Source organism: Paenibacillus sp. FW101-FHT12H11 (assembly GCF_058790355.1).
Genome location: NZ_JBYTCO010000010.1, coordinates 84,392 through 100,569, shown reverse-complemented (window position 1 = coordinate 100,569; position 16,178 = coordinate 84,392). Strand labels below are relative to the sequence as shown.

General features: G+C 46.7%; 18 protein-coding genes. 13 read left to right on the top strand and 5 right to left on the bottom strand.

Annotation, left to right across the window (positions count from 1 at the left end; genetic code table 11):
• Positions 1 to 5: 5 nt before the first annotated feature.
• The gene (gene gnd, locus AC3WTJ_RS28570) at positions 6 to 1,418 is read left to right on the top strand and encodes an NADP-dependent phosphogluconate dehydrogenase (protein WP_181646161.1); all 1,413 of its coding nucleotides are present in this window, start codon (positions 6 to 8) and stop codon (positions 1,416 to 1,418) included.
• Between the two features lie 12 nt (positions 1,419 to 1,430).
• Here gnd and AC3WTJ_RS28565 read toward each other — a convergent pair whose 3' ends face one another.
• Positions 1,431 to 1,730 (bottom strand): hypothetical protein, encoded by a 300-nt coding sequence (locus tag AC3WTJ_RS28565; protein WP_157321432.1) that lies wholly within the window; start codon positions 1,728 to 1,730, stop codon positions 1,431 to 1,433.
• A gap of 171 nt (positions 1,731 to 1,901) precedes the next feature.
• On the opposite strand from AC3WTJ_RS28565, the gene AC3WTJ_RS28560 reads away from it, so the two are divergent.
• Positions 1,902 to 2,408 carry a shikimate kinase gene (locus tag AC3WTJ_RS28560; protein ID WP_492524648.1) on the top strand — a complete coding sequence of 169 codons (507 nt, stop codon included), beginning with the start codon at positions 1,902 to 1,904 and terminating at the stop codon, positions 2,406 to 2,408.
• Positions 2,409 to 2,429: 21 nt separating this feature from the next.
• Here AC3WTJ_RS28560 and AC3WTJ_RS28555 read toward each other — a convergent pair whose 3' ends face one another.
• A complete protein-coding gene (locus tag AC3WTJ_RS28555; protein WP_407867843.1) occupies positions 2,430 to 2,720 on the bottom strand; it encodes a rhodanese-like domain-containing protein in 291 nt (96 codons plus the stop codon).
• On the opposite strand from AC3WTJ_RS28555, the gene AC3WTJ_RS28550 reads away from it, so the two are divergent.
• From AC3WTJ_RS28550 to AC3WTJ_RS28535, 4 genes are read left to right on the top strand one after another with little or no spacing between them, the layout of a single operon-like run.
• A complete protein-coding gene (locus tag AC3WTJ_RS28550) occupies positions 2,620 to 3,000 on the top strand; it encodes a fluoride efflux transporter FluC (protein WP_492524647.1) in 381 nt (126 codons plus the stop codon). The two genes, AC3WTJ_RS28555 and AC3WTJ_RS28550, sit on opposite strands and share 101 nt — an antisense overlap.
• A 49-nt stretch (positions 3,001 to 3,049) precedes the next feature.
• Positions 3,050 to 4,345, top strand: a complete 1,296-nt coding sequence (aroA, locus tag AC3WTJ_RS28545; protein WP_492524646.1) for a 3-phosphoshikimate 1-carboxyvinyltransferase — start codon at positions 3,050 to 3,052, stop codon at positions 4,343 to 4,345.
• Positions 4,346 to 4,379: 34 nt separating this feature from the next.
• Entirely contained in the window at positions 4,380 to 5,198 is an 819-nt protein-coding gene (locus AC3WTJ_RS28540; protein ID WP_492524645.1) for a C39 family peptidase, read from the top strand.
• Positions 5,199 to 5,210: 12 nt separating this feature from the next.
• Positions 5,211 to 5,636 carry a CoA-binding protein gene (locus AC3WTJ_RS28535; protein WP_127452134.1) on the top strand — a complete coding sequence of 142 codons (426 nt, stop codon included), beginning with the start codon at positions 5,211 to 5,213 and terminating at the stop codon, positions 5,634 to 5,636.
• A 71-nt stretch (positions 5,637 to 5,707) separates the two neighbouring features.
• Here the strand turns inward: AC3WTJ_RS28535 and AC3WTJ_RS28530 are convergent, their stop codons facing one another.
• Positions 5,708 to 6,274: an FAD-dependent oxidoreductase gene (locus tag AC3WTJ_RS28530; protein WP_492524644.1), complete on the bottom strand. Its 567-nt coding sequence runs from the start codon at positions 6,272 to 6,274 to the stop codon at positions 5,708 to 5,710.
• Positions 6,275 to 6,492: 218 nt separating this feature from the next.
• On the opposite strand from AC3WTJ_RS28530, the gene AC3WTJ_RS28525 reads away from it, so the two are divergent.
• From AC3WTJ_RS28525 to AC3WTJ_RS28495, 7 genes are all read left to right on the top strand, one after another.
• A complete protein-coding gene (locus tag AC3WTJ_RS28525; RefSeq protein ID WP_492524643.1) occupies positions 6,493 to 7,305 on the top strand; it encodes a hypothetical protein in 813 nt (270 codons plus the stop codon).
• A 194-nt stretch (positions 7,306 to 7,499) separates the two neighbouring features.
• A complete protein-coding gene (locus AC3WTJ_RS28520) occupies positions 7,500 to 9,389 on the top strand; it encodes a glucose PTS transporter subunit IIA (protein ID WP_407867837.1) in 1,890 nt (629 codons plus the stop codon).
• Positions 9,386 to 11,125: a phosphoenolpyruvate--protein phosphotransferase gene (ptsP, locus tag AC3WTJ_RS28515; RefSeq protein WP_127452140.1), complete on the top strand. Its 1,740-nt coding sequence runs from the start codon at positions 9,386 to 9,388 to the stop codon at positions 11,123 to 11,125. The genes AC3WTJ_RS28520 and ptsP overlap by 4 nt, the downstream gene beginning before the upstream one ends.
• Before the next feature lies 1 nt (position 11,126).
• Positions 11,127 to 11,669, top strand: coding sequence for a type 1 glutamine amidotransferase domain-containing protein (locus tag AC3WTJ_RS28510; RefSeq protein ID WP_407867836.1), 543 nt, complete (start codon positions 11,127 to 11,129; stop codon positions 11,667 to 11,669).
• A 125-nt stretch (positions 11,670 to 11,794) separates the two neighbouring features.
• On the top strand, positions 11,795 to 12,202 hold the full coding sequence (locus tag AC3WTJ_RS28505; RefSeq protein WP_127452144.1) for a hypothetical protein: 408 nt from the start codon (positions 11,795 to 11,797) through the stop codon (positions 12,200 to 12,202).
• Positions 12,203 to 12,381: 179 nt separating this feature from the next.
• Positions 12,382 to 13,386 carry a catabolite control protein A gene (gene ccpA / locus AC3WTJ_RS28500; protein ID WP_127452146.1) on the top strand — a complete coding sequence of 335 codons (1,005 nt, stop codon included), beginning with the start codon at positions 12,382 to 12,384 and terminating at the stop codon, positions 13,384 to 13,386.
• A gap of 92 nt (positions 13,387 to 13,478) precedes the next feature.
• Complete coding sequence (locus AC3WTJ_RS28495) at positions 13,479 to 14,180, top strand: 5'-methylthioadenosine/adenosylhomocysteine nucleosidase (RefSeq protein ID WP_492524642.1); 702 nt, start codon at positions 13,479 to 13,481, stop codon at positions 14,178 to 14,180.
• A 62-nt stretch (positions 14,181 to 14,242) separates the two neighbouring features.
• Here the strand turns inward: AC3WTJ_RS28495 and AC3WTJ_RS28490 are convergent, their stop codons facing one another.
• Entirely contained in the window at positions 14,243 to 15,430 is a 1,188-nt protein-coding gene (locus AC3WTJ_RS28490; protein ID WP_492524641.1) for an acetoin utilization protein AcuC, read from the bottom strand.
• Positions 15,431 to 15,517: 87 nt separating this feature from the next.
• Positions 15,518 to 16,156 carry a GNAT family N-acetyltransferase gene (locus AC3WTJ_RS28485; protein WP_157321418.1) on the bottom strand — a complete coding sequence of 213 codons (639 nt, stop codon included), beginning with the start codon at positions 16,154 to 16,156 and terminating at the stop codon, positions 15,518 to 15,520.
• Positions 16,157 to 16,178: the final 22 nt, after the last annotated feature.

The window sequence follows — 16,178 nt, the reverse complement described above, 5'->3', positions numbered from 1 at the left end:
GAGACGTGTCTAAACAACAAATTGGTGTAGTTGGATTAGCGGTAATGGGGAAAAACTTAGCGTTAAACATCGAGAGCAGAGGTTTTACTGTATCCGTATTTAACCGTTCTGCCGAAAAAACAAAAGAGCTTCTTCAAGAAGCAGAAGGCAAACAACTCGTTGGTACATACTCTATCGAAGAATTCGTACAATCCTTGGAAGTTCCGCGCAAAATTTTGATCATGGTCAAAGCAGGCGGACCAACAGACGATACGATTAACCAATTGCTGCCTCACCTTGAAAAAGGAGATATCTTGATCGATGGAGGCAATGCGTTCTTCCCAGATACGCAGCGCCGTAACAAAGAACTTGAAGCACATGGTATTCGTTTTGTTGGTACTGGTGTTTCCGGCGGCGAAGAAGGCGCGCTTAAAGGCCCATCCATTATGCCAGGCGGTCAAGAATCCGCGTATAAATTGGTTGAGCCTATTCTTACAGCCATCTCTGCCAAAGTTGGCGATGACGCTTGCTGTACGTATATCGGACCAGACGGTGCCGGCCACTATGTAAAAATGGTGCACAACGGGATCGAGTATGGCGACATGCAGCTGATCTGCGAAGCTTACCAACTCTTGAAAGATGTTCTGAATGTAAGCACTGAAGAACTTCATGAGATCTTCACAGAGTGGAACAACGGCGAGCTTGACAGCTACCTGATCGAAATTACACGTGATATCTTCACGAAATACGACCCTGAAACCGGCAAACCGATGGTTGATGTTATCCTCGATTCCGCTGGTCAAAAAGGAACAGGAAAATGGACCAGTCAGAGTGCTCTGGACCTTGGCGTACCGCTTTCCATCATTACGGAATCCGTATTCTCCCGTTTCATCTCCGCGATGAAGGAAGAACGCGTAGCGGCTAGCAAAGTGCTCAAAGGACCTGATGCTCCAGCTTTCACAGGTGATCGTAAAGCATTTATTGAGGCTGTGCGTCAAGCGCTATATGCAAGTAAAATTTGCTCTTATGCACAAGGCTTTGCTCAAATGAGAGCGGCTTCCGATGAATACAAATGGGATCTGAAATATGGCAACATCGCGATGATTTTCCGCGGCGGATGCATTATTCGCGCTAGATTCCTTCAAAATATCAAGGATGCGTACGACCGCAATCCGGAACTGAAGAACCTGCTGCTTGATTCTTACTTCACAGATGTGGTTGAGAACTATCAACAATCGTGGAGACAAGTTGTTGCAGAAGCTGTAACCCGCGGTATCGCGGTTCCTTCTTTCGCATCGGCACTTGCTTACTACGACAGCTACCGTACAGAAAGACTGCCGGCTAACCTGCTGCAAGCGCAGCGTGACTACTTCGGCGCTCACACGTTCCAACGTGTGGACAAAGAAGGCTCCTTCCACTTCAACTGGATGGAAAACTAAAAGGCAGGGGCGCTACGCCTCTCCCTGTAAACCGTAAGCCGCTTCGCGCAGCCACATTTTCAAACGATCGGCTTCTTGATCGAAGCCGTTCCGTCTGTGAATGAGCATCAAGGAGACTTCGGCAAAATAACGGAAATTTTTTAACAATCGTGGTTGAGCAAGACCTTGCATGCGCGGGTCTTCTTCAGCCACTTTTTTCTTAATAAACTCCAAAATCCAAACAACATCCTCTTTGCACAAAACATAGCTCGGGTGTAAGATTTGCTCCAGTTTGCCTTGCGTGTGGTTGGAATAGGCAACAATTGGGTTCAAAACTTCATCTCTCCTTGTCGGCATTAGGTTTCTCTTAAAATCTTAACTGTTTGTGTTGGAATTTATTCACACTACTATATGTTTTTCAAACGGATTGTATTCATGGCTATGCGGCTATGGTATGATGTTGGGAAAGTTTGTATGAATAGCATATGAGAAAAGGGGATTAACGTGACAACAAGCAATCTTGTACTTGTAGGTTTCATGGGGACAGGCAAATCAACCGTCGGAAAGAAGCTCGCTGAGCGTCTGGGATGGCAATTTCAAGACTCGGATGCCGTACTTGAAGATGAGCAGCAGACGAGCATTGCGGATTTGTTTCGTCAATATGGGGAAGTGCATTTTCGCACATTAGAGAGTAAAACGCTAGAAAGCTTATTAGCTCAAAGAGGGCAAATTGTGGCAACAGGCGGGGGCGCAGTGTTAGCAGAGGAGAATAGAGCGTGTATGCTTCGTAATGGCTTTGTCGTGGCGCTGAAAGCTTCACCTGAGACAATCATTCATCGGGTGAGCGCGGATATAAATCGTCCACTGCTGCAGGGCAACTTGGAAGAACGTGTTCATACACTGCTTGAACAGAGAAAGTCTGCGTACGATTTCGCACATGCCATGATCGACACGACGGAACTGACAACAGACCAAATTGTTGATTTGATTATTCAGCAAGCGAATCTTTGAGAGGAGGGACAAGCTTTAAGCTTAGTCCTCCCACTCCAACATACCGCCGGTCATGTTTTTAAGGCCTTTATAGCCTTGCGCTTCCAAAAAGCCAAGCGCCCGCCCGCTGCGATTGCCGCTGCGGCAAACAAGAATCACTTCGTCCGCCTGCGGGATCTCGCTTAGTCGCTCCGGCAATTGGCCTAGTGGAATATGGATTGCACCGGCAATCATGCCTTCAGCCACTTCTTCGTCTTCTCGAACGTCGATGATTGCCAGCTTCTCGCCACGGCTTAATCTATCTTTGACGTCGGATGGTAAAATCGTATCCATCGTAGGACCTCCTTGTTTTAAAATGCGGGGGATAAACCCCATCAGAAGTAATGATAGAAACATTAAGACAAGATGTCAAACCTCGTGTCGCAGAAGCTCCGCCGACATGTCGAGAAGGTTCCCAAGTTCTATTCCGTATGGTACACTGACAATAAATCTTTTGGCCTGTTTTTTACTGGGAATTCTGATGAAATATCCTGCGTTTGATAATTGGAAACTATGGATTGGTACCGGTTTTATGAGAGCTTTCACTACAGTTATACCGGTGGAATTCTATTAACATTCATCGGATATTACATATAAACACATGCGAAGGAGATATTAACCACATGAAAGCCATTGTGAAACCTACTGCAAATCTACAAGGAGAAATTAACGCCCTTTCCTCCAAAAACTACACAACTCGTTATTTGCTAATTGGTGCACTTGCGAATGGGACAAGCACGATCTATTACCCGGCTCACAGTGAAGACAGTGATGCAATGAGACGTTGTGTACAAGATTTAGGCGCTGTCATTGAAGAAGATGATGAGAAGATTGTCATTACAGGTTTCGGCAAGAACCCTAAACACGTGTCTGAGTTAAACGTAGGAAATGCCGGTGCCGTTCTGCGGTTTTTAATGTCTACAGCAGCATTTTGCCCGGATGTAACGTTCGTTAACACGTATCCTGAATCCTTGGGTAAGCGTCCACATGACGATTTAATCGTAACTTTGCAGCAAATGGGCGTAGAAGTACAACATTCTAACGGACGTTTGCCGATAACAATTAAAGGGGGCAAACCCCGCGGCGGCAAACTTACGGTTTCCGGAAATGTCAGCTCGCAGTTCCTTAGCTCTCTCTTATTCATGACACCTCTGCTTGAAGAAGATAGCGAGATTGAAGTGCTTCATGATTTGAAATCCAAAATTATTGTGGGCCAAACGCTCGAAGTGCTTGAGCAAGCAGGCATTGTCGTTCATGCAAGCGAAGACTTGATGCACTACCGGATTCCAGGCAGACAATCGTACCAAGCCAAAGAGTATGTGATTCAAGGCGATTATCCGGGTTCTGCGGCCATTCTGGCAGCGGCGGCAGTGACGAACTCGGACGTACGAGTTCTTCGTTTGGAAGAAAACAGCAAGCAAGGCGAGAAGGCTTGTGTCGATGTTTTACGTGCAATGGGTGTTAATTTAACGCATGATAACGGAGTTGTACACGTTCGCGGCAATCAAAAACTGATCGCAGGGGAATTTGATGGCGATCACTTTACAGATGCTGTACTAGCTATGGTTGCGGCCGCTGTATTTGCAGAAGGTACATCGCGTTTCTACAATGTTGAAAATTTGCGTTACAAAGAGTGCGACCGAATCACCGATTACTTGAACGAACTGCGGAAAGCAGGCGCTGATGTGGAAGAGCGTCAAAGTGAGATTATCGTCCACGGCAAGCCGGAAGGAGTTACTGGCGGTGTCGAGATCAACGCTCACTTCGATCATCGCGTCATTATGGCTTTGACCGTCGTTGGACTTCGTTCCGAGAAGGGTTTGACTATTCGTGATGCTCATCACGTGGCCAAATCGTATCCGCAATATTTTGACCATTTGCGTTCTATCGGTGCTCAGGTTGAACTTGTGAAGGAGTAACTTCATTCCAAAAACAAGGATCGGGTGAGTCAGCATGAGGATTATTTGGCAGGGGTTAAAGGTGACGTTTGGATTTTTCCTCGTTGCAGGACTTGTGTTTGCCAGCAGTGTTTTTGCTGTACTGCTGTATGCCAAAGCTACCGGGAAAGAGCCGGCATTATTTGCAGCCAATCCTGTAGTGGCCACGGTTAAGCCAAATGAGCCAGTTCAAGCAGCGGAGGTTTCTTCGCCACAACCGACAATCCAGACAAAAAAATCAGCAATGATTGATGCGCCTGTTTTTTCTCAACTGCCTGAACTGCCTGCAGGTTGTGAAATAACGAGTTTAACAATGCTTCTGCATTACTATGGAATTACCAAAAGCAAGATGGAACTTGCATCCGAGATGCCCAAAGATAATACACCTATCAAGCTAAATGCAGATGGTTCACCTGCTTATTGGGGGAACCCGAACATTGGTTTTGTAGGTGATGTTACCCGAAAGCAAAGGGGCTTCGGCATTTACCATGCCGGTCTTTTCCCACAGCTAAAGTCCTACATTCCGGAAGCGATCGATATTACGGGTGAGTCCTTTGAGCTATTTGAACAGCAAGTGGCAAGCGGTATTCCGGTCATTACTTGGACGACAATTGATTATAATTTGCCATACAAATGGGTGACATGGGACACGCCGCTTGGCCCGATTCAAACGACTTATGCGGAGCACGCTGTATTATTGGTCGGATTCGATGAGAATAATGTATACTTGAATGACCCGCTAAGCGGCAAAAAACAGCTGCAAGTAAACAAAGCTCAGTTTATTGAGAGTTGGACCGCTATGGGGAAGCAAGGCCTCACTTACTTGAAAAAATAGGAGGTACTAAGCATGACTTTTGAAAATCCGTCCAGAGAGCACATTAAGGAAATTCTTGCGAATGCAGGCAATATTGCCGTCGTAGGTCTGTCCGACAAACCTGATCGCACATCTTATATGGTAGCTGCTGCCATGCAGAGCAGGGGATACCGAATCATTCCCGTCAATCCGAATGCAACGGAAATTTTGGGTGAGAAGTGCTATGCTTCGTTATCCGACATTCCGGAGCCTGTCGATATCGTCAATGTTTTCCGCCGGGCGGATCAAGTCGTTCCCGTTGCGGAGGAAGCTGTGAAAATTAAAGCCAAAGTGTTCTGGCTGCAGCTTGAAATCGTGAATGAAGAAGCAGCCCGCATCGCAAGTGAGGGTGGCTTAGAAGTCATTATGGACCGTTGCATTAAAGTTGAAGACGCCATTCTCAATCCACGGAACAACTAAGGTATAACACAAAAAACCGCTTTTCTCAGACCGTTATGGCGAGAGAGAAGCGGTTTTATTTACGATAAAGCCTAAGCTTTTAATACATCGTGATCGACATAACGTGTGCCATTCAACTCACTGATCACGTTAATGGCCACTTTGGCGCCATCCCCGGCAGTAACAATGGTGTGCATGGAAACACCGGCGATTGTGCCAGCTGCCCATACACCTTTGAGGCTGGTGTTACCTTGTGCATCCGCATCGACAACCGTTTTGATACGAGGCTCAGTACCTGGCTTTGTCTGAATGCCGGAGGCTTCGGCAAGGTCAACGGATAAACCTGTAGCAAGAATGACATACTTACCTTCATATGTACCATTTTCTGTTGTTACTTGAAAGCCGTCGCCAGCCTGATTCAATTGCGATGCTTTGCCTTGCACGAATTCAGCACCGAATTTAGCGGCTTGTTTCTTCCCGATTTCGACTAAATCAGGACCGGTAATGCCATCTACACCATAATGATTTTCAATCCACGCACGTTTTGTCACGCTTTGATCATTGTCGATAACGAGCGTTGATTTGCCAGCTTTGGCTGAGAATAAGGCTGCACTTGCTCCAGCAGGTCCTGCTCCAATAATAATAATGTCATAGGCCATGTCCGTATTCCTCCTTGTAAAGTGTATAGGGTACTAAGAAATTATGGCATATTTATTTCCTATTAGTCAACTTACATGTATAGAAAGTATGTTTTCTCATTTGAACCACTTTGCATGGATCTTAAAATAAAATAAATAAAAAACGGAGGAGCGGAGAGAATAAAAGAGGCTCCCAAAAGGTGCCCAAAATATAGAAATATGTAGGAGGATTTACACACATGTATAACAACTTCAACAACAACGGTACCTCATCGTTCGGAAACTCTTCGCAAGGTATGCAAGCATCCCACAGCAACCAAGCGTCACAAGGCTATCAGAGCAATACCTCTCAATATCAAGGTTACCAAAAGCAATATCAACCTGTAGGTTATGTCCAGTCCTTTTACACGCAACCGGTATCGAGCGGCACTACTCAAAGCTTTAGTCAAGGCTATAGCCAAGGCAGCAATCAAAATCAGGGCTATAATCAAGGCCATGCTGCCACGGAGTCTTTTCATATGGCGAATTACCGGGGGAACCAGACGGGCAATGACAACTATATGCGCAGCGAGTCTTCCGTGTCATCGCATTACCAACCATCAAGCTTCCAAAGCGCTTATTCTACCTACAACGGGATGAATAACCAAAACAATGCCATCACTTCTAATCAATCTCAACCGTCGACCTATTCCTACAGCCAACCATCGATTACGAGCCACTATACGAGCTCTTCACAAATGAATCAGCAGCCTAATGCTCAAACTTATGTTTCGCCTAATGCTTACCATACGGCTAATTACCGTGGAAACCAGCCAGGTCATGATGCTTATTTGCGTAGTGACTCAGCTAATTCTTCTGCGCAATCCTACTCCTACCAACCGAGTTATACCTTCCAACAAAGCACGCAGCAAGGATATCAACAGCAGGGGCAACAAGGGCAGCAAGGACAAGCGGGATATCAAAGCTACCAACAGCAAAACACACAACCGTATATCCAAAGTTTCAGCAGTACGGGCATGGGGCAGCAATACGGAAATAATTCTTCGTACTAATTGCCGTATGCATTCCAACATGTATAAGCGGGTCGATCCTCGACCTGCTTATTTTGTTTTGACAAACGGGCAAACAAGCTATACGATTTGATAAGAGAGGCTTATGCTTACCATGTAAGTTTTTTCGAGAACACTGGGCTTTGGCTTACGATGTTGGTTTTGTTAAAGCAAAACTTTTAGGAGGTAGCATACGTTTGAACTGGATGGGGAACTTACAACAGCTTGGCCGCTCATTAATGCTGCCCACCATTGCGCTTCCTATTGCTGCTGTGCTGCTTAGTCTGGGGAATCTACCTTGGGATGGGATTCATGCATCCGGCTTTGGGGATATGCTGCTGTTAGCAGGGAATACGGTCTTTGACTATATACCCATCATATTCGCTGTTGGCGTGGCGCTCGGTCTTACGGAAAGTGCCGGAATCGCCGGACTGTCTGCCATGCTGGGCTATTTTATGTTTACGAGGCTCATCGAACATTCACTTGGGTCCCATTTTCAATTGGGTGTACCGGGCGGGATCTTAATCGGCTTGCTTGCAGCCATTATTTATCATCGCTGCAAAGAGATCAAGCTGCCTGAATACATACAATTTTTCGGTGGCCCCCGCATGGTGCCGCTCATCATGGGGATGTGCACGCTCATTGTGTCCTATATCATGATTGTGATAGGACCGTTTTTGGAAGATGTGATGGGGAAGCTTTCGAATTGGCTGCTCGGCCTTGGCGGGTTTGGTGCATTTATTTACGGTATTGCACATCGATTGTTAGTGCCGTCAGGTCTGCACCATATTTTGAATAACTTTTTTTGGTTTCAAGTGGGAGCTTACAAAACACCGTCAGGGCAGATGGCTTACGGGGATTTACCACGTTTTTTTGCCGGTGATCCTACGGCTGGGATGTATATGGCCGGTCTATACCCCATCATGATGTTTGCGCTTCCTGCCATTGCATTTGCCATCATTGGGGAAGCGCGTGAGGATTTGAAGCCGAAGATTAAGGCTACATTTCTAACAGCGGCGCTAGCCTCTTTTTTGACAGGTGTCACGGAGCCAATTGAGTTTGCATTCCTGTTTGTTGCACCTTATTTGTTCATTATTCACGCTATTTTATCAGGTGTAGCCATGTGGTTGGCCTATGAGCTGCATATTCAACATGGTTTTTCCTATTCGGCAGGCGCCATAGACTATGTTATTAATTTGCATTTATCACATAACGGTCTACTGCTAATCCCGATTGGAATCGTGTATGGACTGGTGTATTACTTCATGTTTCGTTGGGCGATCAGACGGTTCCAAATCCCGACGCCAGGCAGGGAAGAAGGTTCTTCACTTGAAGAATGGGCTGGCGATATTCCGTATCGCTCACCTTTAATTTTGCAAGCCTTGGGTGGGAAAGACAATATTAAGAAGATTGAAGCCTGCATTACCAGATTGCGCCTTACGCTTGTTAATGATCGATTGATTGACATCACGGCATTACGACATTTAGGAGCTGCAGGCGTCATCCGTCTTGGAGGAGGCAATGTTCAGGTCGTGTTCGGGACATTCTCAGAGCTAATTCGTGAAGAGATTATGAAAGTACTGCGCAAAGATATTCATGTGGTATTGTTTACTTCGCCGATGCAAGGGCGCATGATTCCTATTGAGGAAGTGCCCGACCGCATTTTCGCCTCGCGATTGGTGGGCAACGGGGTTGCGTTTATTCCTGAAAAAGGGGAGCTGGTCTCGCCTGTTGCAGGTACCATTATGCATATTTATCCGACCATGCATGCCCTGGGCATTTTGACGGATGAAGGATTAGAGGTCTTGCTGCACATTGGTATCGATACGTCAAGTTTACCGGGCAAGTGCTTTAATGCTGTGGTAAAAGAAGGCGATCGTGTAGAAGCAGGGCAATTGTTAGTTAAATTTAATTATAATAAAGTTAAAAAGTTTGCTTCATCTTTGGCGACACCGATGATTATTACAAATCCGGATCTTGTTAAGTCTTGGAGCTTTGCTCCGTTCAAATCTGTTAAAAAAGGCCAAGGTTCTGTGATGTCCGTCGTCTTAAAGCCTACTAAATCTACGGGGGGGATGAACGGATGATCAGAGGGATAGGCGCGTCTTCAGGCATAGCAATGGGTCAGGCTTTTGTCATTCCTACGTGGGAGTGGGATTTTCCTGAGAAAATGATCGATGTGACAGATTTGGCTTATGAATTTGAGCGGTTGTATGACGGCATCCGCTCTTCTAAAGATGAATTAGAGTTAATCAAGCAGGAAATTAAGGAAGTCGTCGGGCAAGATCAGGCGTACATTTTTGATGCCCACTTGGCGATTTTGGAAGATCCCATTTTTATGAATGAAATTCAGGGGATTATTGAGCTTCAGTACAAAGCCGCCGAAGTTGCGGTGAAAGAAGTAATCGATAAATTCGTCGGTATGTTCAACATGATCGATGATGAGTACATGAAGGAACGCGCGCTGGATATTAAAGATGTGGGCAACAGGCTTCTGAAGCATTTGCTTGGGGATACCAGTTCAACGGTTCCGCCTATCGATCATCCGTATATTTTGGTCGCTAAAGAGCTTACACCTTCGCAATTGGCTCACCTGGATCCGACTAAAGTGCTAGGGCTTCTAACCATTCTGGGAGGTACGCATTCGCATGTATCGATCATGGCCAGAGCCATGTCGGTTCCTTATGTTTTAGGCTTGGAAGGGAAGCTCCTGCGTCCGATTCAAAATGGCGATTTCTTGATTATTGACGGTCAAGAGGGCACCTTGTATATCAATCCGGACAAGATCACGATTGAGCGTTACCAGGCTCGCAAAAAGAATTGGCTGGAATTCAAAGAGAGTCTGCAGGAAATCGCAGATGTTGCGCCCGTCACTGTGGACAATAGCTATGTGAATCTTCATGCCAACATTAACTCGGTTATGGAGATCGATCAGGTTCTACGCAACGGGGCATCTGGAGTCGGTTTGTTCCGTACGGAGTATCTATACATGGACCGCGATTCACTGCCTGGTGAGGATGAACAGTTTGAAGTCTATCGTCACGCTGCCAAACAATTAAAGGGCCGCCCTATTGTTATCCGAACCTTGGATATTGGCGGAGACAAAAAGCTGGATTACATGCCGCTTGCCAAAGAAGATAATCCGTTCCTTGGATACAGGGCCATTCGAATCTCACTGGATCGTAAAGATCTTTTTATGACACAGTTAAAAGCTATCCTTAGAGCAAGTCATTATGGGAACGTGAAAATCATGTATCCAATGGTCACTTCGCTCGGTGAGGTGCGTCAAGCCAAAGCCCTTCTGGAGAAGGCGAAAGCTGAACTCAGTGCCCAAGGGGTTCCTTACAATGCCCAAATTGAAGTAGGATTAACCATTGAAGTACCAGCAGCGGCTCTTATTGCAGACGTCCTTGCCAGTGAAGTGAATTTTATGAGTATCGGCACCAACGATCTCGTTCAATATGTACTTGCTGTAGACAGGATGAACGAAAATATTGCGCACTTATATAATCCTTATCATCCGGCTGTTATCAGACTTCTTAAACATGTGATTGATGCTGGCAAAAGTGTTGGCATTCCTGTCGGCGTCTGCGGAGAAATGGCGGGAGACGTCCGAGCGCTTCCTATTTGGTTAGGTCTAGGCATTGAAGAATTGAGCATATCAGTGCAAACGATTTTGCAAGTCAAACACCGCTTATTAAGCAGTGACGCTAAGAAATGCAAGCAGTTGGTAAATGAAATTTTAGTTTGCAAAACCAGCGATGAAATCATAGAGCTGTTAGCACAAACCGAACAGACAGAATCCATTGTGGGAGGTACTTAGTATGGAATTGAAGGGTACGAAAGTATTGGCATTTGTTGATGAAGAGTTCGAAGATTTGGAGATGTGGTATCCCGTTTTACGTTTGCGTGAAGCGGGTGTTGTCGTAGATATCGTCGGACCAAAAGCGAAAACGGTTTATCATGGCAAATATGGCGTCCCGATCACAACGGATTTTGCCTTTGATGAAGTGCAGTCCTCAGATTATATCGGTCTTTATGTGCCAGGAGGCTGGGCTCCTGATAAATTACGCCGTTATCCGGATGTGCTCCGCCTTACGCAGGAGTTTCATGCCGCGGTGAAGCCGATTGCTCAAATCTGTCATGCTGGCTGGGTGCTTATTTCAGCGAAAATCGTAAATGGCTATACCATGACCTCCACGCCAGGCATTCGCGATGATCTTGAAAATGCAGGTGCTACTTGGGTCGATGAAGAGGTCGTGGTCGACCGTAATATCATCTCAGGGCGTCGCCCGCCAGATCTACCGGCATTTTCCAAACGTTTTGTGGACGAGCTGGTGCAATTCCATAAACATCAGGAAAAGTAACTTGACACTTCCATTCGTGGCAAAAACTACTACTCTCTTTTCGGCAGGAAATCGTATAGAATCGTAGAATATCTTTATTACAAGAAATTCATGTTCATGCCGCCTGCCAGTGAAGGAGTGTTAGAATGCAAAAGTTTTGTAAGTGCGGACGCACGATGAACCTTCGTCTGCGTACGGTTATTTATCAAAGTAAAGTCGATATTGAAAATGTACCTATTTATTCATGTGAGGCTTGTGGACGCAGTGAAGTTGTTCCTCATGTTAAACCCGAGCTTACCGGTTTAATCGGCAAGCTGGGGAGTAAGCCTGAGAAGCAGCAGCTGTTTTTTCATGAGCTATCGGAAGTAGCTTTCTTGCTGCTCAAGGTAACTGAGAAAGAACATATGAATGATTCCATGGAAAAGATTGTTGAAGAACGTATAAATGAGCTTCTGGACATCTTACTGCTGGCACAATCGCTAGGTGACGAGCCGTGGACCGAAGAAATTCGCAAACGCTTATCTCAAATCACACAGAGCGCAATTTCGACATAAGCAGCATGCGGCCAATCCCTTATGGATTGGCTTTTGTACATATTTGTGTACCTTTTGAAAACAAAATGAAATTATTTTCAAAGTATTTTCATTTTTCATTGCAAGATGGATTAATTTGTCGTATCATAACGGTAATATACTAGGCTCGCAGAATACTTTTGAAAATGGAGAGAGTAACCGTGACCGTAACCATTTATGATGTAGCAAGAGAAGCAGGCGTATCCATGGCAACCGTTTCACGGGTTGTAAACAACAATCCGAACGTAAAGCCGCAAACACGTAAGAAAGTATTTGAAGCCATTGAACGTCTCGGTTATCGCCCTAATGCGGTAGCAAGAGGTTTGGCAAGTAAGAAAACGACAACCGTTGGTGTCGTCATTCCCGATATTTCAAACTCAATTTTCGCAGAAGTAGCGCGCGGAATTGAAGATATTGCGAATATGTATCACTACAATATTATTTTGTGTAATGCCGACAAGAAGAAGGAAAAAGAAATTCGCGTCATCAACACACTATTGGAAAAACAAGTCGATGGCTTGCTCTTCATGGGTGGCGTCGTGACAGAAGATCACATTCAAGCATTCCGTACATCTTCCGTTCCTGTTGTCTTATGTGGAACGAAGGATGAGGCACAAACGATGCCTTCCGTCGATATTGACCACGAGAAAGCTGCATTCGATGCCGTTAATGTATTAATCGCAGCGGGACACCGCGACATTGCGATGATTTCCGGAACCTTGCAAGATCCGGCGAATGGATTCGCCCGTTATCAAGGGTACAAGAAAGCGCTCGATGCAGCAGGAATTGAGCTGCGCGACGAGTATGTTCGTATCGGGAACTACCGATATGAATCCAGTGTCGACGCTGTCAAATATTTCTTGGAGCTTTCCCCACGTCCAACTGCCATTTTTTCGGCAACAGACGAGATGGCGATTGGCGCCATTCACACGATTCAAGATAGCGGGCTCAAAGTACCGCAAGATATCGCCGTAATCAGTGTGGATAACATTCGCATGGCTTCCATGGTAAGACCGACGCTTACGACAGTCGCTCAACCGATGTATGATATCGGAGCGGTATCGATGCGTCTTCTGACGAAGTTGATGAACAAGGAATCAACGGATAATATGCAGGTCATTTTGCCGCATGAAGTGATCTATCGTAACTCTGTTACACAATCCTAGTGAACTTAAGCCTCTAAGTGAGCTCTTCCTTTCGAGGATGACGCGCTTAGAGGTTTTCTCCTTTATACATAATTGAAATGAGGATCGATGAAATGACATGGAATAAACTTGCACTAATCGGTGCGATGAATGAAGAAATTGAACTGCTTGTAGCGCATATGTCGGATGTGCGTGAAACCGTGAAAGCGGGAATTACCTTCAGAGAAGGGACGTATTTTGGCAAGGAAGTCGTCGTATGCCGCACTGGCGTAGGCAAGGTTAACGCTGCTGTAACCACGCAAATTCTAATCGATAAATTTGGTGTTGAAGCCGTCATTTTCACAGGTGTTGCGGGTGCATTGGATCCGGAACTGAATATCGGTGATCTTGTTGTTTCCAGCGAATGCATGCAGCACGACATGGATGTTACACCGCTTGGTTTCGCCCGAGGCATCATTCCTTATGAAGCGAAATCTGTTTTTGAAGCGGATAGCAAGCTGGTGGATTTGGCCGTTGCTTCAGGCGAGAAACTTTTTGCAGGTAAAGTAAAAAAGGGGAGAGTGCTCTCCGGCGACCAGTTCATTGCTAGCCGTGAAGTAGTAGCTAGCCTTAATTCGGAGCTTGGCGGCGTTTGTGTGGAAATGGAAGGAGCATCCGTTGCACAGGTTTGTTCCATGAATGTTATCCCATACGTCGTGCTTCGCTCGATGTCTGATAAAGCGGATGGCTCCGCTCATGTGAACTTTGCGGAATTCACGGTCCAAGCATCTGAGAATTCTTATAAAATGGTTGAGGAAATTGTGAAGCAGCTGTAAGTGAGAACATGAAAAAAGAGTTAGGCATGCATAACATGCTTAACTCTTTTTTTGTAGGCCGCCTACTTCAAATACATCATCGAGAGATCCTTCGTTTGCCGATTCTTTTCTGTAATGACCTGGCGCCTCGGAATCGGCGCCCAAGCATCCACAGGGTCCAGCCACGTATCCACGAGCTGGACCGGGCTTTTGCTCTGCCAGGCGTCCAGCCACGCCTGGGGAAGCCTCAGCTGCGGCTGCGCCGCCAGCTGGGCGATAACCGCCTGCTCGCTCATCACGAGCCAGAGCAGGCTCCAAGCCCGTGGTACGACACGCCAGATGTCGTACCCGCCGCCCCCGAGCGCAACCCACCGCCCTTCGCACCATTGGTGCGCAAGGGAGTGAATCAGCTCGGGCATAGCCTTGTACACGCGCATGGAGCAGTGCACATGCGCGAGCGGGTCGAAAGCATGGGCATCGCACCCATGCTGCGAGATAATGACGTCCGGCTGGAAGCGGGCGATCGTCTCGGTCAGCACCTCGCCGAAGCATTCCAGCCACGATTCATCCTCGGTGTAAGGTTCCACCGGGACGTTAATGCTTGTTCCGAACGCGTCGCCTTCTCCGCGTTCGTTCACGGCTCCTGTGCCGGGGAACAGAAATTTCCCCGTCTCATGAATGGATAACGTGCATACCTGGGGATCGGCGTAGAAGCTCCACTGCACGCCATCCCCATGATGCACGTCCGTGTCAACGTACAGCACCTTCGCGCCGTACGTCTCTTTGGCGTGCGCAATCGCCACTGAAGCGTCGTTGTAGACACAGAAGCCCGCGCCCTTGCTTTGCAGCGCGTGATGCAGCCCGCCGCCCAGATGCAGCGCATGCGGGGCTTGGCCGGACATCACCAGCTCCGCTGCGGTAATGGAACCGCCAACAATTTTCGCCGTGACGTCGTGCATGCCCGGGAAAAATGGCGTGTCATCGGTATCGAGTCCGAAGCGTGCCGCTTCTTTGACCCATCGTTCCTCCGGCACGGGAGCGCTAAGCGCTTTCACAGCTTCGATGTAAGCCGGGGCGTGAACCCGAAGCAGTTCGCTGTCTGTAGCGAAGCGAGGCGCCCACAGCGCGTTGTCTGGGAGCGCACCGGCTTTGCGCAGTAAGTCGACCGTCATCACAAGACGGTCTTGATTAAAGGGATGATCTTCATTAAATTTATAGTGAATCTCTTCGTCATCATAGATAAAGACAGGATTTGATGCCTTCTTGTTCATATCCCACATTCCCCCGAATGAGCTAACATGCTTGCTTGAAGTCCTAGAAATCCAAAGACGGATTTACCTTTACCTTTGTTTGTACCTTTAGTACATGAAGCGCTGTTGAAAACGAATACGATCAAACTGTTCCACAGAAGATATAGGCACTTGCTTGCCTATACGAACCATTAGACAGTTGGCCGGGTGCGAACAGATCTCAGGATCATCCGTAGCGAACCAGATCATATCGACGCTTTTCATCAACTTCTCCATCATTTGCCTGTACTCCCAGACGGTGAGCTTGCTATTTTCCAAGTCCCAATGCCAATAATACTCCGTGGTGAAGCATATGACATTCTCCATCTGCTCGTCTTCGAAAGCAAGGCGAATCATACGTTTGCCGAGCCCCATGGTGCGATAGTCATCCGCAACTTCTATGGCACCGAGCTCTATTAAATCCTGCATATTTCCTTGTGACCACCGCTCGATTTCGTCTGGATAATGGAAGGTGACATAGCCGACAATGGTAGCGCCATCTCTGGCAATGATAATCCGGCCTTCTGGTAATCCGGCAATTTCAATTAGTGCTTCCAGTTGTTCCTTGGGTCTGCGGAAGGCATCTAATTTGCTATGCATTGTGAGATTTTGCAAGCTGTCAGCAGAAACAGGACCTTCTATCATAATTTCTGGTTGATCGGGAGCCGTTCGCAAGCGAAATGAGTGATATATTTTGGTATGCTGCATAACCTTAGCTCTCCTTTTGAAA

Bases quoted from the DNA above. Each gene is read 5' to 3' on its own strand.
- AC3WTJ_RS28550 (WP_492524647.1), top strand. From the start codon at position 2,620: ATGCCTTCAGCCACTTCTTCGTCTTCTCGAACGTCGATGATTGCCAGC.
- AC3WTJ_RS28555 (WP_407867843.1), bottom strand. From the start codon at position 2,720: ATGGATACGATTTTACCATCCGACGTCAAAGATAGATTAAGCCGTGGC.
- aroA (WP_492524646.1), top strand. From the start codon at position 3,050: ATGAAAGCCATTGTGAAACCTACTGCAAATCTACAAGGAGAAATTAAC.
- AC3WTJ_RS28540 (WP_492524645.1), top strand. From the start codon at position 4,380: ATGAGGATTATTTGGCAGGGGTTAAAGGTGACGTTTGGATTTTTCCTC.
- AC3WTJ_RS28535 (WP_127452134.1), top strand. From the start codon at position 5,211: ATGACTTTTGAAAATCCGTCCAGAGAGCACATTAAGGAAATTCTTGCG.
- AC3WTJ_RS28530 (WP_492524644.1), bottom strand. From the start codon at position 6,274: ATGGCCTATGACATTATTATTATTGGAGCAGGACCTGCTGGAGCAAGT.
- AC3WTJ_RS28525 (WP_492524643.1), top strand. From the start codon at position 6,493: ATGTATAACAACTTCAACAACAACGGTACCTCATCGTTCGGAAACTCT.
- ptsP (WP_127452140.1), top strand. From the start codon at position 9,386: ATGATCAGAGGGATAGGCGCGTCTTCAGGCATAGCAATGGGTCAGGCT.
- AC3WTJ_RS28510 (WP_407867836.1), top strand. From the start codon at position 11,127: ATGGAATTGAAGGGTACGAAAGTATTGGCATTTGTTGATGAAGAGTTC.
- AC3WTJ_RS28505 (WP_127452144.1), top strand. From the start codon at position 11,795: ATGCAAAAGTTTTGTAAGTGCGGACGCACGATGAACCTTCGTCTGCGT.
- AC3WTJ_RS28495 (WP_492524642.1), top strand. From the start codon at position 13,479: ATGACATGGAATAAACTTGCACTAATCGGTGCGATGAATGAAGAAATT.
- AC3WTJ_RS28490 (WP_492524641.1), bottom strand. From the start codon at position 15,430: ATGAACAAGAAGGCATCAAATCCTGTCTTTATCTATGATGACGAAGAG.
- AC3WTJ_RS28485 (WP_157321418.1), bottom strand. From the start codon at position 16,156: ATGCAGCATACCAAAATATATCACTCATTTCGCTTGCGAACGGCTCCC.